At 61.1% G+C, this 14,749-nt stretch carries 12 protein-coding genes; 7 read left to right on the top strand and 5 right to left on the bottom strand.

Annotated elements, in window-relative coordinates:
• The first annotated feature begins 354 nt into the window (after positions 1-354).
• The 7 genes from arnB to arnF are packed head-to-tail and all read left to right on the top strand — an operon-like array spanning position 355 to position 7,781.
• On the top strand, positions 355-1,491 hold the full coding sequence (gene arnB, locus I6L35_RS07510) for a UDP-4-amino-4-deoxy-L-arabinose aminotransferase (RefSeq protein ID WP_216979921.1): 1,137 nt from the start codon (positions 355-357) through the stop codon (positions 1,489-1,491).
• 6 nt (positions 1,492-1,497) lie between these two features.
• On the top strand, positions 1,498-2,478 hold the full coding sequence (gene arnC / locus I6L35_RS07505) for an undecaprenyl-phosphate 4-deoxy-4-formamido-L-arabinose transferase (protein ID WP_216979920.1): 981 nt from the start codon (positions 1,498-1,500) through the stop codon (positions 2,476-2,478).
• On the top strand, positions 2,475-4,466 hold the full coding sequence (gene arnA / locus I6L35_RS07500) for a bifunctional UDP-4-amino-4-deoxy-L-arabinose formyltransferase/UDP-glucuronic acid oxidase ArnA (protein WP_216979919.1): 1,992 nt from the start codon (positions 2,475-2,477) through the stop codon (positions 4,464-4,466). The genes arnC and arnA overlap by 4 nt, the downstream gene beginning before the upstream one ends.
• Entirely contained in the window at positions 4,459-5,358 is a 900-nt protein-coding gene (gene arnD / locus I6L35_RS07495) for a 4-deoxy-4-formamido-L-arabinose-phosphoundecaprenol deformylase (RefSeq protein WP_216979918.1), read from the top strand. Before arnA ends, arnD begins: the two co-directional genes overlap by 8 nt.
• Positions 5,359-5,389: 31 nt before the next feature.
• Positions 5,390-7,033 (top strand): lipid IV(A) 4-amino-4-deoxy-L-arabinosyltransferase, encoded by a 1,644-nt coding sequence (arnT, locus tag I6L35_RS07490; RefSeq protein ID WP_216979917.1) that lies wholly within the window; start codon positions 5,390-5,392, stop codon positions 7,031-7,033.
• On the top strand, positions 7,033-7,377 hold the full coding sequence (locus tag I6L35_RS07485; RefSeq protein WP_216979916.1) for an EamA family transporter: 345 nt from the start codon (positions 7,033-7,035) through the stop codon (positions 7,375-7,377). Before arnT ends, I6L35_RS07485 begins: the two co-directional genes overlap by 1 nt.
• The gene (arnF, locus tag I6L35_RS07480; RefSeq protein WP_216979915.1) at positions 7,374-7,781 is read left to right on the top strand and encodes a 4-amino-4-deoxy-L-arabinose-phosphoundecaprenol flippase subunit ArnF; all 408 of its coding nucleotides are present in this window, start codon (positions 7,374-7,376) and stop codon (positions 7,779-7,781) included. Before I6L35_RS07485 ends, arnF begins: the two co-directional genes overlap by 4 nt.
• A 72-nt stretch (positions 7,782-7,853) precedes the next feature.
• Here the strand turns inward: arnF and I6L35_RS07475 are convergent, their stop codons facing one another.
• The 5 genes from I6L35_RS07475 to pntB form a co-directional block, all read right to left on the bottom strand.
• Positions 7,854-9,182 carry a CoA-disulfide reductase gene (locus I6L35_RS07475; RefSeq protein WP_216979914.1) on the bottom strand — a complete coding sequence of 443 codons (1,329 nt, stop codon included), beginning with the start codon at positions 9,180-9,182 and terminating at the stop codon, positions 7,854-7,856.
• 98 nt (positions 9,183-9,280) lie between these two features.
• A complete protein-coding gene (locus I6L35_RS07470) occupies positions 9,281-10,681 on the bottom strand; it encodes an L-cystine transporter (protein WP_216979913.1) in 1,401 nt (466 codons plus the stop codon).
• A gap of 133 nt (positions 10,682-10,814) precedes the next feature.
• A complete protein-coding gene (locus I6L35_RS07465; protein WP_167557412.1) occupies positions 10,815-12,101 on the bottom strand; it encodes a serine dehydratase subunit alpha family protein in 1,287 nt (428 codons plus the stop codon).
• A gap of 279 nt (positions 12,102-12,380) precedes the next feature.
• A complete protein-coding gene (locus I6L35_RS07460) occupies positions 12,381-13,157 on the bottom strand; it encodes an ABC transporter substrate-binding protein (RefSeq protein ID WP_047440371.1) in 777 nt (258 codons plus the stop codon).
• 98 nt (positions 13,158-13,255) lie between these two features.
• Complete coding sequence (pntB, locus tag I6L35_RS07455) at positions 13,256-14,740, bottom strand: Re/Si-specific NAD(P)(+) transhydrogenase subunit beta (RefSeq protein ID WP_069526987.1); 1,485 nt, start codon at positions 14,738-14,740, stop codon at positions 13,256-13,258.
• Positions 14,741-14,749 lie beyond the last annotated feature (9 nt).

Below are 14,749 nucleotides of genomic sequence, written 5' to 3'. Positions count from 1 at the left end.
ACCCAATTGCACTATGGGCAATTTGTAACAAGCAGTGTCAATTTGAACGACAACCAACCCGTTCAGCAACAGCTGATAATTCTGGTTGTGAACCTAGGCAAATGGCTAAACACCAACCAAAAACAAAACCAAGCAATTTTTTGTTACGAGATATTTCCATATTAACTTACATCACCAAAGCGGCAGTAATTGTTACCAAGTGTTGCTGTGCGCTTGAATAAAAACTCGTTATTCAGCTACTTTCAAAATATATCGAGCAATCTCGACACTTTCCCCAGGCATATTTCCAGTGAAAATCGGTAATGCCGATTTTCATCGTCATTTTATTTTTTGCGACATTAAGACCGGAGTCGTATGAAAGACTTTCTGCCATTCTCAAAGCCTGCCATGGGCGAGGCCGAGATCCGTGCCGTCAGCGAGGTGCTGCAATCGGGATGGATCACCACGGGTCCGAAAAATCATGAGCTGGAGCAGCGTTTCTGCGAGACCTTTGGCTGCCAGCATGCGGTCGCGCTCTGCTCCGCGACCGCGGGCATGCATGTCACCCTGATGGCGCTGGGGATTGGCCCGGGTGACGAGGTGATCACCCCCTCCCAGACCTGGGTCTCCACCATCAACATCATCACCCTGCTGGGGGCCACCCCGGTCTTTGTCGATGTGGACAGGAATACTCTGATGGTCAGCGCCGACCAGATAGAACCGCTCATCACCCCCAACACCCGGGCCATCATCCCGGTCCACTACGCAGGGGCACCGGTCGACCTCGACCCCATCCTCGCCCTAGGTCGCCAGCACGATATTCCAGTTATCGAAGATGCCGCCCATGCAGTCGGCACCCGCTATCGCGCGCGCTGGGTCGGGGAAACCGGCACCGCCATCTTCTCCTTCCACGCCATCAAAAATCTTACCTGTGCCGAGGGAGGCATGCTGGTGACCGATGACCAGGTGCTGGCCGACAAGGCTCGCATGCTGAAATTCCACGGCCTGGGGGTCGATGCCTTCGACCGCATGACGCTGGGACGCAAGCCGCAGGCGGAGGTGCTGATGCCGGGCTTCAAATACAACCTGGCCGACATCAACGCCGCCATCGCTCTGGTGCAGCTGGCCCGACTGCCCGAGCTCAATGCCAAGCGGGTCGAGCTGGTGTCTCGCTACCATGAACGTCTGGCCAACCTGCCGCTGGCACCGCTTGCCATTCCCACCTACCCCCATCTGCATGCCTGGCACCTCTTCATGGTGCGGGTCGACCCCGAGCAGTGCGGCCTCAATCGCGATCAGCTGATGCAGGCGCTACAGGAGCGAGGCATCGGTAGTGGCCTGCATTTTCGCGCTGCACACACCCAGAAGTACTACCGGGAGCGCTATCCGGATCTTTCGCTACCCAACACAGAGTGGAACTCGTCACGGCTCTGCACCCTGCCCCTCTTCCCCGACATGACGCTCTCCGACGTGGATCGGGTCGTGGCAGCCCTGACCGACATACTGGAGTAACAATACGTGAACCATAACGACATCAAACGGGTCTCAGTCATCATCCCCATCTACAACGAGGAGGCGAGCCTGCCGGAACTGCTGCAACGGGTGACCGACACCTGCGAGCAGCTGAGCCAGGATTACGAAGTGATCCTGATCGACGACGGCAGCAATGACCGATCCGCCACCATCATCAGCGAAGCCGCCAATCGCGAAGGGAGCAAGCTGGTCGCCGTGCTGCTCAACCGCAACTATGGCCAGCATGCCGCCATCATGGCCGGCTTCGAGACGGCAACAGGGGATCTGGTGATCACCCTGGATGCCGATCTGCAGAACCCGCCGGAAGAGATCCCGCGGCTGGTCGCCAGCGCCATGGAAGGGTATGACGTGGTCGGTACCATCCGCCGCAACCGGCAGGACTCCTGGTTTCGCAAAACAGCCTCCCGCTTTATCAACAAGTCGGTACAGCGGGCCACCGGCGTCCAGATGAGCGACTACGGCTGCATGCTGCGTGCCTATCGCCGCCACATCATCGACGCCATGCTCTGCTGTCAGGAGCGCAGCACCTTCATCCCCATCCTAGCCAACAGCTTTGCCCGCCGTACCACAGAGCTGGAGGTGGGCCACGCCGAGCGGGCCCACGGCGAATCCAAATACGGCCTGATGCACCTTATCAACCTGATGTACGACCTGGTCACCTGCATGACCACGGCCCCGCTACGCCTGCTCAGCATCGTCGGCAGCGTGGTGGCGGGGATCGGCTTCATCTTCTCGATCCTGCTGCTGCTGCTGCGCCTGTTACTGGGTGCCGACTGGGCAGCAGATGGCGTCTTCACCCTGTTTGCCATTCTCTTCACCTTTGTCGGCGTACAGCTGATCGGGATGGGACTGCTGGGTGAGTACATAGGCCGAATGTATACCGATGTGCGCGCCCGTCCCCGCTACTTCATTCACCAAATCGTTCGCTCCACCCCGGATGCTTCGCAACAGGAAACTCAATCATGAACGTTGTCGTCTTTGCCTATCACGATATCGGCTGCACCGGTATCGAGTCCCTGCTTCAGGCCGGCTACCAGATCCAGGCGGTCTTTACCCATGCCGACGATCCGGGCGAGAACCGCTTCTTCGACTCGGTCGCCCAACTCTGTGCCGATCACGACCTGCCGGTCTTCTCTCCCGAAGACGTGAACCACCCGCTCTGGGTCGAGCGTATCCGCGAACTGGCGCCCGAGGCCATCTTCTCCTTCTACTACCGCAACCTGCTCAAGCAGGAACTCCTCGATATCCCGACCGTCGGGGCCTTCAATCTGCATGGATCCCTGCTGCCTGCCTATCGTGGCCGGGCGCCCATCAACTGGTGTCTGGTCAACGGCGAACGCGAAACCGGCATGACCCTGCACCGGATGACAGCCCGTGCCGATGCCGGCGATATCCTTGCCCAACAGGCAGTAACCATTGCCCACGATGACACCGCGCTGACCCTGCATGGCAAGATGCGCCAGGCAGCCCGCGCCCTGCTGGAAGGGGAGCTGGTCAAACTCAAGCGCGGTGACGCCACCTTCACCCCGCAGGACGAGAGCAAGGCAAGCTACTATGGTCGCCGCACCCCGGCCGATGGCGAACTGCACTGGGATAAGCCCGCTAGGGATCTCTATAACCTGGTACGTGCCGTTACCCAGCCCTACCCGGGAGCCTTCAGCTTCGCCGGTGATCGCAAGCTGACGGTCTGGCAGGCAAAGCCGCTGGCGATCCAGAGCGACCAGCAGCCGGGCACCATTCTCTCCCACGACCCGCTGCGGGTGGCCTGTGGTGAGGGGGTGCTGGAGATCCTGACCGGCCAGGCCGAAGGGGGACTTTATGTACGCGGTGCCCAACTTGCCCGCGAACTGGGGCTGGTCGAAGGGATGAAGATCGGCGCCAAGGCGAGCAATGCCCTGCGCAAGGCGCGCCTGACCCGAGTGCTGATCCTCGGCGTCAACGGCTTTATCGGCAACCACCTGACCGAGCGCCTGCTCAAGGATGGCGGCTACGAGGTCTATGGCCTCGACATCGGCTCCAGCGCAGTGGAACGCTTCATCGGCCACCCCCACTTCCACTTCGTGGAGGGGGACATCAGCATCCACACCGAGTGGATCGAGTACCACATCAAGAAGTGCGACGTGATCCTGCCGCTGGTGGCCATCGCCACCCCCATCGAGTACACCCGCAACCCGCTGCGGGTGTTCGAACTCGACTTTGAAGAGAACCTCAAGATCGTCCGCTACTGCGTCAAGTACCACAAGCGCATCATCTTCCCCTCCACCTCCGAGGTGTACGGGATGTGCGACGACCACAGCTTCGACGAAGATGAATCCCGCCTCATCGTCGGCCCCATCAACAAACAGCGCTGGATCTACTCGGTCTCCAAGCAGCTGCTGGATAGGGTGATCTGGGCCTACGGCAAAAAAGAGGGGCTCAACTTCACACTGTTCCGTCCCTTCAACTGGATGGGCCCACGCCTCGACAGCCTGGACTCTGCCCGCATCGGCAGTTCCCGCGCCATCACCCAACTGATCCTCAATCTGGTGGACGGCACCCCGATCCAGCTGGTGGATGGCGGCGCCCAGAAACGCTGCTTCACCGATATCGAGGATGGCATTGAAGCCCTGTTCCGCATCGTCGAAAACAGGGGCAATCGCTGCAACGGCCAGATCATCAACATCGGCAACCCGGATAACGAGGCGAGCATTCGCGAGATGGCGGAGGTGCTGCTCGCCAAATTCGATGCCCACCCGCTGCGCGACCACTTCCCGCCGTTCGCCGGCTTCAAGCTGGTGGAGAGCAAGTCCTTCTATGGCGACGGCTATCAGGATGTCTCCCACCGTCGTCCGAGCATCCGTAATGCCCGCAAGCTGATCGACTGGGAACCGACCATCGAGATGGAAGAGACCATCGGCAAGACGCTGGACTTCTTCCTGCAAGGGGCGGTCACCACAGGAGTCGAGCATGACTGAGGTGGGTCTGCGGATCGACGTCGATACCTTCAGGGGGACCCGTGACGGGGTTCCCCGCCTGCTGCAGTTGCTCGACCGGCATCAGGTGAAGGGGAGTTTCTTCTTCTCGGTCGGTCCCGACAACATGGGGCGCCACCTGTGGCGCCTGCTCAAGCCCCGCTTCCTGCTCAAGATGCTGCACTCCAACGCAGCATCTCTGTATGGGCTCGATATCCTGCTGGCCGGCACCGCCTGGCCCGGCAAGCCTATCGGCAGAGAGCTGGGCTCCCTGATGCGCGACACCGACAGCGCCCGTCACGAGGTGGGGCTGCACGCCTGGGATCACCACGGCTGGCAGGCCAACACCGGTCGCTGGAACGAGGCCGAGCTGATCCGCCAGACCCGGCTCGGAGTCGATGCCCTGAGCGAGATCCTGGGGCACGCGGTGGATTGCTCCGCCGCCGCCGGCTGGCGGGCCGATCCTCTCACCACCCAAGCCAAGGAGCAGTTCGGCTTTCGCTACAACAGCGACTGCCGCGGCTGCGGCCTGTTCCGCCCCATTCTGGAGGATGGACGGCCCGGCACCCCGCAGATCCCGGTCAACCTGCCCACCTTCGACGAGGTGGTGGGGCATCAGGTGACGGTCGACGGTTTCAACCATTTCCTGCTGGAGCAGCTGAGCGCGACACCGCAACCGGGACCCCATGTCTACACCATCCACGCCGAGGTGGAGGGGATCGTCATGGCGGATCAGTTCGATGCCCTGCTCGGTGAGGCCAAAGCGCGTGGTATCCGCTTCGTCCCCCTTGGCGAGCTGCTCCCGTCCGACCCGACTCAACTGCCGACCGGTCATCTGCTGCGCGGCACCCTGCCGGGACGCGAAGGGTGGCTCGGCTGCAAGGCAGCCCCATGAACCCGCTCACCAGATTGCAACCGAGGATCTCATGAAGATGACCCGATGGGCCCTGCCCCTTTTCTTTCTGCTCTTTTACCTGCTGCCGCTCAACCAGCGGATGCTGTGGAGCCCGGACGAAAACCGTTACGCCGAAATCAGCCGGGAGATGCTCACCACGGGTGACTGGGTGGTGCCCCACTTCCTCGGCCTGCGCTACTTCGAGAAACCCATCGCCGGTTACTGGTTCAACAGCCTCAGCCAGCTGATGTTCGGCGAGAGCAACTTTGCCGTCCGCTTCGCCTCAGCCGCCTCGACCGGGCTGAGCGCGTTGCTGGTCTTCTGGTTTACCCTCCAGCTCTGGCAGTGCCGGCGCAAGGCGTGGTTCGCCAGCCTCATCTATCTCTCGACCCTGATTGTCTACGGCATCGGCACCTACAGTGTGCTGGATGCCATGGTGACCCTCTGGCTCAACGCCGCCATGGTGAGCTTCTACCTCATCCGGCAGGAGGGGCCACCCGGTCGCAGGATGGCGGGCTATCTGCTATTTGGTCTCGCCTGCGGTATGGGTTTCCTCACCAAGGGCTTTATCGCGCTGGCGGTGCCGGTAATCGTACTTGTCCCATATATGCTGACCCAGGGACGCCTGCTCGAGCTGGTGCGCTTCGGGCCGCTGGCCATCCTGAGCGCCGCCCTGCTGGCCGCCCCCTGGGCCATCGCCATTCATCAGCGGGAGCCGGACTACTGGCACTACTTCTTCTGGATTGAGCACATCCAGCGTTTCGCCTCGGAAGATGCCCAACACAAATCCCCCTTCTGGTACTACCTGCCGATGGGACTGCTCGGCACCCTGCCCTGGCTGGGACTACTGCCGGGAGCATTCCGACAAGGGTGGCAGGAGCGCAAGGTAGGTCCGCAGACTCTCTATTTGCTGGTCTGGCTGGTACTGCCCTTCATCTTCTTCAGCATCGCCAAGGGCAAGCTGCTCACCTATATTCTGCCCTGCTTCGCCCCGCTGGCCATCCTGCTCGCCAACAGCGCGGTCAATGCCCTGAAGGAGGGACGGGATCAGCCATTTCGCCTCAACGCCTGGATCAACGGCCTGTTTGGCCTGATCTGCGTGGGAGTGCTGGCGGTACTGGCCTTCTCGCCGCAACATGCGGTCTACGGCCGCCACGAGATGGGCAAGCTGGCCATCGCCATGGCCATCTTCGTCGGCTGGTCGCTGCTTGGCTTTATCCAGCTGGTAGCCCCCGCCCGTAGCTGGCAGCTGAGTGCATTCTGTCCCATGGTGCTGGCCATCGCCCTGCCGCTGGCGCTGCCGTTATCGCTGGTGGACTCCAAACTGCCGGAGCACTTCATCAAGGCCAACCGGGAGATCCTGATGGAGTCCCACACCCTGCTGGCCAACGAGGTGGGTACCGCCTCCTCCATCGCCTGGGAGACCAAACGCAGCGAGGTCAACCTGCTCGATAGCATGGGTGAGCTGAGATATGGCCTTGACTATCCCGATGGCAAGGGGCGCTACATCACGCAAGAGGAGTTCCCGAACTGGCTGGCACAGGCACGCAAGAAGGGGCAGTTAGCCCTGTTGCTGCGCACCAATGATGACGAGGAGATCGCTGCGCTGCCTCCGGCAGACCAGACCATCCGCAGTCACCGCTTCACTCTGCTCGTCTACCACGGGAGTCGCTGATGGATATCCTGCTCCTCCTGCTGGTCAGCCTCCTCACCAGTGCGGGACAGATGCTGCAAAAGCAGGCGGTCATCAGCTGGCAACGCACACCGCACGACCACTGGCAGAAGCTCGCTTCCCCCTGGTTGCTGGGGAGCGTTGCAGCCCTTGGCAGCGGTATGCTGCTCTGGATCTACCTGCTACAGCGGCTGCCACTGAGCATGGCCTACCCCATGCTCAGCCTCAATCTGGTGCTGGTGATGCTCGGCTCGCGCCTCTTTTTCCGCGAGCCGGTGAGCAGCCGCAACTGGCTGGGGGCTGCCGCCATCATCGTCGGCGCCCTGTTGTTGGGAGGTCTGCTATGAAGGGTTATCTCTACGTACTGGGCAGCATAGTGCTGGTGACGGTGGCGCAACTCTGCATGAAGTGGGGGGCAATCAGCCTCCCTGAGTGGCAAGCCGATCCCGCCGTGATGCTGGCTCACCCCCTGCCGCTCCTCACCATCGCCATCGGCATCCTCTGCTACGGGCTGTCGCTGCTCTGCTGGCTGGCGGCGCTGCACTCGACGCCGCTCAATATCGCCTACCCGCTGCTCAGCACCAGTTACGGGCTGGTCTATCTGCTGGCGGTGAGCATGCCGGCCTTTGCCGAACCGCTGGTGGCGAGCAAGGCGGCAGGCGTTGCGCTTATCTTCTTCGGCGCAGTGCTGGTCGGCAGCAAACCGGCGACAGGCAAGCCGGAGCGGCAAGATCCCCCTGCCAATCCCTGAGGCAGCTTTAAACAAAAAGAAGAGGCGGCCCCCTGTGCCGCCTCTTCTCATTTTCCGCCTGACCAGCGCCTGTTACTTCGCGACGTTGCCCGCCACGTTCAGGGCATCCCAAGTGCGGGAGAAGGGCGGCGCGTAGGCAAAGTCCAGCATGCCGAGCTGCTCGGTGGTCACCCCCATGGTGATGGCCACCGCCAGAGCGTCAATGCGGTGTACCGCCCCCTTGCGACCGAGGATCTGGCCGCCCAGCAGCCGCTTGCTGCCCGCCTCGTAGACCAGCTTGACGTGAATGTCGGACTGACCCGGGCAGTAGTTGGTGTGGCACTTGTCCTTGATCACCACGGTGCGATAGTCGATGCCCATCGCCTTGGCTTCCTGCTCGGAGAGGCCGGTACGGCCCGCCTCCAGCCCCAACACCTTGAGCGCCGCAGAACCGAGGGTACCCGGGAACTCCTGCTCGGCCCCGGCCAGGTTCTCACCCACCATGCGCCCCAGCTTGTTGGCGATGGTGGCGAGCGGTACATAGACCTGCTGCTGCTTTACGCTGTGCCAGACGCTGGCACAGTCGCCGGCCGACCAGACGTTGGCCAGCGAGCTGCGCCCCTGACGGTCCACCTTGATGGCACCATTGCCGAGCCGCTCGATGCCGGTATTAGCCAGAAACTCGGTGTTGGGCTTCACCCCGGTGCAGACCACCACGATATCGGCCTCGTACTCGCCCTGGCTGGTGCGCACGCCGGTCACCCGACCATCCCCCAGCAGTGCTTCAACTCGCTCACCCAGATGGAGAGATACCCCCTGCTCGCGCAGTTCTGTTTCGATGTGCTGGGTGATCTCGCCATCAAACGCATCGGGGATGACTCGATCCGTCAGTTCGATGAGACGCACCTCTTTACCCTGATGGACCAGCGCCTCGACCACTTCCAGCCCGATAAAGCCGGAGCCGATCACCACGGCGCGGCGATTGTTCTTGTCTTGCACCGCCGCCTTCAATGCCAACCCATCGGCCATCCGGCGCAGACCGAATACCCCTTGCTGCTGCAAACCGGGGATGGGGGGCATCACTTCGCGGGCACCGGTGGCGATCATCAGCCGGTCGTAGCGATCGGTGAAGGTGTCGCCGTTATGCTCCACCACCAAGGTCTGGGCAGTTGCGTCAACGCTCAGCACCCGATGGCCAATCTTGACCTCGATCCCCTTGGCGGCGAACTGCTCGGGGGTGAACTCGGCCATGTAACCGGGCTCCTGAAACTCGTCACCGACGAAGTAAGGCAGGCCGCAGGCACCAAAGGAGATCACCTCGGAGGCCTCATACACCACGATTTCGGCATCGATGGCCAGACGGCGTGCCTTGGCCGCCGCACTCATACCGGCGGCTTCGCCACCGATGATCAGAATTCTCATAGTTTTTCCTCTCGATGGCGCAGGGAGGGCATGCCCTCCCTGCGGTCTATGACGGGAAAGAGTCACCCCTTTCCACGGGCAGATCAACCGACAGCAAATCAGACGGTGGACTCTTCGCCGTCCAGACTCACTTCGTGATCGCTGTTGAACACATGCATGTCGGTCTCGCCCATCAGGCGGCTGGTGACCGTCCCTGCGGTGATGGAGCCGGAAACGTTGAGCGCGGTACGGCCCATGTCGATCAGCGGCTCGATGGAGATAAGCAGACCGGCCAGCGCCACCGGGAAGTCCAGCGCGGAGAGCACGATCAGCGCGGCAAAGGTGGCGCCACCGCCAATCCCGGCCACCCCGAAGGAGCTGACTGTGATGATGGCGATCAGGGTCATGATAAAGCCGGGATCCATCGGGTTAACCCCGACGGTCGGCGCAATCATCACGGCCAGCATGGCCGGATAGATACCGGCGCAGCCGTTCTGGCCGATGGTGGAACCGAAGGAGGCGGCGAAGTTGGCGATCCCCTCAGGAATACCCAGCGACTTGGTCTGGGTCTGCACGTTCATCGGGATGGAGCCCGCACTGGTGCGCGAGGTGAAGGCAAACGCCAGCACCGGCGTGATCTTCTTGAGGAAGCGCAGCGGGTTGATGCCGACCATGCTCACCAGCAGCAGGTGCACGACAAACATGATGGCGATAGCGCCGTAAGAGGCCATCACAAAGCTGAGCAGGTTGAGGATGTCAGCATAGTTGGAGCCGGAGACCACCTTGGTCATCAGCGCCAGTACGCCAAACGGGGTCAGGCGCAGCACCAGGGTCACCATTCGCATCACGATGGCATGAGCCACGGCCACGAAGTGGCTGAAGCTGGCGAAGATCTCCGCCTTCTTGCGGGCGATGCCGGTAGCTGAGAGGCCAATGAAGATGGAGAAGATCACCACGGCGATGGTGGAGGTCTTGCGCGCCCCGGTCATGTCGAGGAAGGGGTTGGAGGGAATGAACTCCAGCATCATCTTGGCGAAAGACATGCTCTCGACGCTGCCGAGGGTGGTCTGCAGCGCGGCGCCCCGGGCGCTCTCGGCGGCACCGGAGGTGAGCCCTTCAGCAGTCAGGCCAAACAGGTTGGACATCAGGATGCCCGCCCCGGCGGCGATGGCGGTGGTGAAGATTAGCACGCCTATGGTCATGGCGCTGATCTTGCCCAGCGCAGTGCCACCATTGAGCTTCAAGATAGCGCTGATGATGGAGACCATGATCAGCGGGATGATGATCATCTGCAGCAGCTTCACATAGCCGCTACCCACGATATCCAGATAGTCGATGGTCTGAACAATGACGGGCGAACCTGCACCGTAAAGCAGTTGCAACGCGGCGCCGAACAGAATACCGAGCCCCAGACCGGCAAATACCCGGCGGGTGAAGCTCACATGTTTTTCCTGTAACCGGTAGAGAAAGAACAGCAAGATGGCGGCGATGGCCAGATTGCCGATAACGCTAAATGTCATGGTATGACTCCCCAAAAAGCGGGCTTGCGCCCGAGAAACAAGAGCAAGCGCCATGCTTGCCCTGGCAACCGTGTCAGACGGTCTGCGCCGTCGTGACAAGAACAAGGGGGTCTATCGCCCCCTTGTCACAGATTCACTGCTTCTGCTGTTTCGCTCGCATGATGTTGATGATTTCGATGTCGGTATCCAGCATCCCCTCTTTGGAGAGGCGGCCCAGATTGGCGATGGTCTGGTCCACATCGTCGGAGACGATCCCCTCGCTCTGGGGCACATGCAGATTGTTGATGGCCATCAGGGAGGATTTCACCGCCGCCGAGGTGGAGGTAGAGACCTTCATGGAGCAGGCGCTGCCGGCGCCGTCACAGATGATGCCGGAGACATCGCCAATCATGTTGTTGATGCAGTGGCTGATCTGCTGATACTGGCCGCCCAGCAGCCAGGTGATGGCGGCACCGGCCCCCATGGCGGCGGTACTGGCGGCACAGAGGGCCGACAGCTTGTTCTGATAGGTCTTGATGTAGATGGCCACCAGATGGCTCATCACCAGTGCCCGGGTCAGCTGCTCGTCGCTCGCCTTGAGGAAGCGGGCAGCCGCGACCACAGGCATGGTGGCGGCAATGCCCTGATTGCCGGAACCGGAGTTGGACATGGCGGGCAGCATGGCACCATCCATCCGCGCATCGGAGGCAGCGGAGGAGAGGCGCATCGCCAGGGTCATCAGGTCATCGGAGAGCAGCTTGCGCTCCACCTGCTCGGTGAGGATCTTGCCGATCTTCAGGCCGTAACCCTGCAACCCTTCGTCCGCCAGCGCCTGATTCATGGTGGCGGCCTCGCGGATAAAGTCGATCTCCGCCAGCGGCACTTCCAATGCAAAATCGACGATCTCCCGCAGGGTCATGGCCGGTTTGGCGGATTTGGCTGGCTGGATCTGCACGCCGGGGGCACTGGCCTGCTCCATCAGAACCTCGCCATCCTTCTCCATCAGGATGATGCGGGTGTGGTCGGTACAGATCACCACCCGGGCGCTATGGCCCTCCACTTCGGCCAGCACCTCGGCGTAGAGCACGTCAGGCACATCCTTCACATCCACCTTGATGACCGGCAGCAATGCCTTGGCCGCTTCCACCTGTTCTGGTGTGAGGGTCTTGAGCACCTCCAGCCCGGCATCGGGATTGCCGCCGGTGATGCCGACCGCAGCGGCCACCGGCAAACCGATCATGCCGGTACCCGGCACCCCGACCCCCATGCCGTTCTTGAACAGATTGCCACTGACCCAGACGCTGATGCGGGTCGGGGTCTCCCCCAGCAGCTTGCGGCAGTTGGCCGCTGCCAGCGCCACCGACATCGGCTCGGTACAGCCCAGTGCCGGCACCACTTCACGCTTGAGCAGGGTAATAAAGTCGGTCCATTGTGGTTTCATCTGTGCATTCTCATCTTGGTGGCGCAATGCCTGTCATCGCCACAGGCAACAGCATGGCAAAAAAGGGTGACACGGGATCAACATCAAGCAGGAGCGCGTCGCCAAGGCGTCGCGAGAGAGGTGGCCGTCTGATGACTGCCCCATGCAAATCAACTTAATTTGATTCTAATATCAATAAAATCAAATTAAGTTGCGCAACATCGCTTTTTTAGCGCCATTATGCCCGTCTTTTAACAAAGCGCGACAATTTGTGATGCAACGCACAGACGATGGAGTCACCTAGAGATGATAGCGGGCCAGCAGCTGCTGGTAGGCCGGGGTCTGCTTGAACTGTTTCAAGGCGGCCGAGAAGCGCCTCGCCAACTGGTCATGGCCGGGCTTGTGGGTAAATCCGAGAAAGTTGCGGTTATCGTCGGTCAGCAGGCGGCGACCATTGAACACCTGATCCTGCAGCCCCTGGGTACGCAGCAGATAACGACCAACTTGTTCATTGAGCACGACACCATCCAGTCGGCCGGCCATCATCAGATGCAACTGCTTGACCATCTTGCCATCGCCCGTCATGGCGACCCTGATCACCCCTTCATCGGCCAGAAAATCGGGGCTGTAGGCATAGTCGGCCTGAATGCCGATCCGCAACCCCTTGAGGTCGGATAATTGCTCGAATTTCACCGGACGATCCACCGGATAGAAGAGCACTTCGCCACTACGAGAGAGCGGCTCTTCGGGATAGTGGAGCCACTCTTGGCGATCCTTGTTATAGAAGACGTCGAGTACCGCATCCCCCTGCCCGAGGCGGGCCTGTTGCAACACCCGCTTCCATGGCAGCACCTTCACCTCGGTGCGATAGCCGAGCTGCTGCAGCACGGTGCGAGCCAGCTCGAGATCTGCGCCCACCAGCTCCCCCTTGTCGCTGTGCATCACATAGGGAGGCCACAGTTCTGTCAATATGGTCAGGGTCGGCTTGTCATGAGCCATAGCCATGCCACCGACGAGAAGAGATGCCAGCAGCCAGCCGTACCACCCGATCCTTCGCCAACCCTGACACCACATCATGGAGATCCCTCATGGTCCGTATGGATTGAGGATATACAAGGGATGGGCAATAAAAAAGGAGGCCGAAGCCTCCTTGATATCCACTCTCTGAATGGCACTTACAGTGCTTTCAGGATTGCCTCGACGCTGGCCTTGGCATCGCCAAACAGCATCTGGGTATTTTCCTTGAAGAACAGCGGGTTCTGGACACCGGCGTAGCCAGTGTTCATGGAGCGCTTGAAGCCGATGACATTCTGCGCTTTCCACACTTCCAGCACCGGCATACCGGCGATCGGGCTGCCCGGATCTTCCATCGCGGCCGGGTTGACGGTGTCGTTGGCACCGATCACCAGCACGGTGTCGGTATCGGCGAAGTCCTCGTTGATCTCGTCCATTTCCAGCACAATGTCATACGGGACTTTCGCTTCCGCCAGCAGCACGTTCATGTGGCCAGGCAGACGACCGGCAACCGGGTGGATACCGAAGCGCACCTTGACGCCGCGGTCACGCAGCTTCTGGGTGATCTCGGCAACCGGATACTGAGCCTGTGCCACCGCCATACCGTAGCCCGGGGTGATGATGACGGAGCTGGAGTTCTTCAGCAGGTCAGCCACTTCCTCGGCGCTGGTTTCGCGGTATTCGCCCATCTCCTGATCAGCCGTGGAGGCCACGCCATCGGAGCCGAAGCCACCGGCGATCACGGAGATGAAGGAGCGGTTCATCGCCTTGCACATGATGTAAGAGAGGATGGCACCGGAGGAACCCACCAGCGCACCGGTGACGATCAGCAGGTCATTGGAGAGCATGAAGCCCGCCGCTGCTGCTGCCCAACCGGAGTAGGAGTTCAGCATGGAGACCACGACCGGCATGTCGGCACCACCGATGGAGGCAACCAGATGCCAGCCGAAGGCGAAGGCGATCAGGGTCATCACCAGCAGAGCGAAGGTGGAGCCACCGGCGTTGACGAAGTAGACCATCAGGGCCAAAGAGGCGACCACGGCCAGCAGGTTCAGCTTGTGGCGGTGCGGCAGCATCAGCGGCTTGGAGGAGATCAGACCGCGCAGTTTGCCGAAGGCAACCACGGAACCGGTAAAGGTTACGGCACCGATGAAGACGCCCAGGAAGATCTCGACCAGATGGATGTTCAGCATGGCGCCGGTCAGGTGCTCGACCTGAGCAACGCTGTTGGCCTGCTCGAACGCCGCACGGGCGGCTGCCAGGGTGGCATCCAGATTGGAACCGACGGAGACGACGACCTCAGCAGGTGCAGAGGGGTGCAGATCGATGAAGCTGTTGAAGCCCACCAGCACTGCCGCCATACCCACGAAGCTGTGCAGCACGGCCACCAGCTCGGGCATCTCGGTCATTTCGACCTTGAGCGCCAGACGCACGCCGATGGCACCGCCGATCACCATGGCCAGAATGATCCAGTGAACGCCACTGGTCTCCGGGTTGAATACGGTGGCGAGTAGGGCGATAGCCATACCCGCGATACCGAACAGGTTGCCATGCTTGGCCGTTTCTTGCTTCGACAGTCCCGCGAGACTGAGGATGAAGAGCACGGCGGCAACGATATAGGATGCTGTTACCAGTCCTTGAGACACGTTAAACCC

This window comes from Aeromonas sp. FDAARGOS 1405 (genome assembly GCF_019048265.1).
Classification (GTDB): Bacteria; Pseudomonadota; Gammaproteobacteria; order Enterobacterales; family Aeromonadaceae; genus Aeromonas; species Aeromonas veronii_A.
This window is presented reverse-complemented; position numbering and strand designations above follow the sequence as displayed.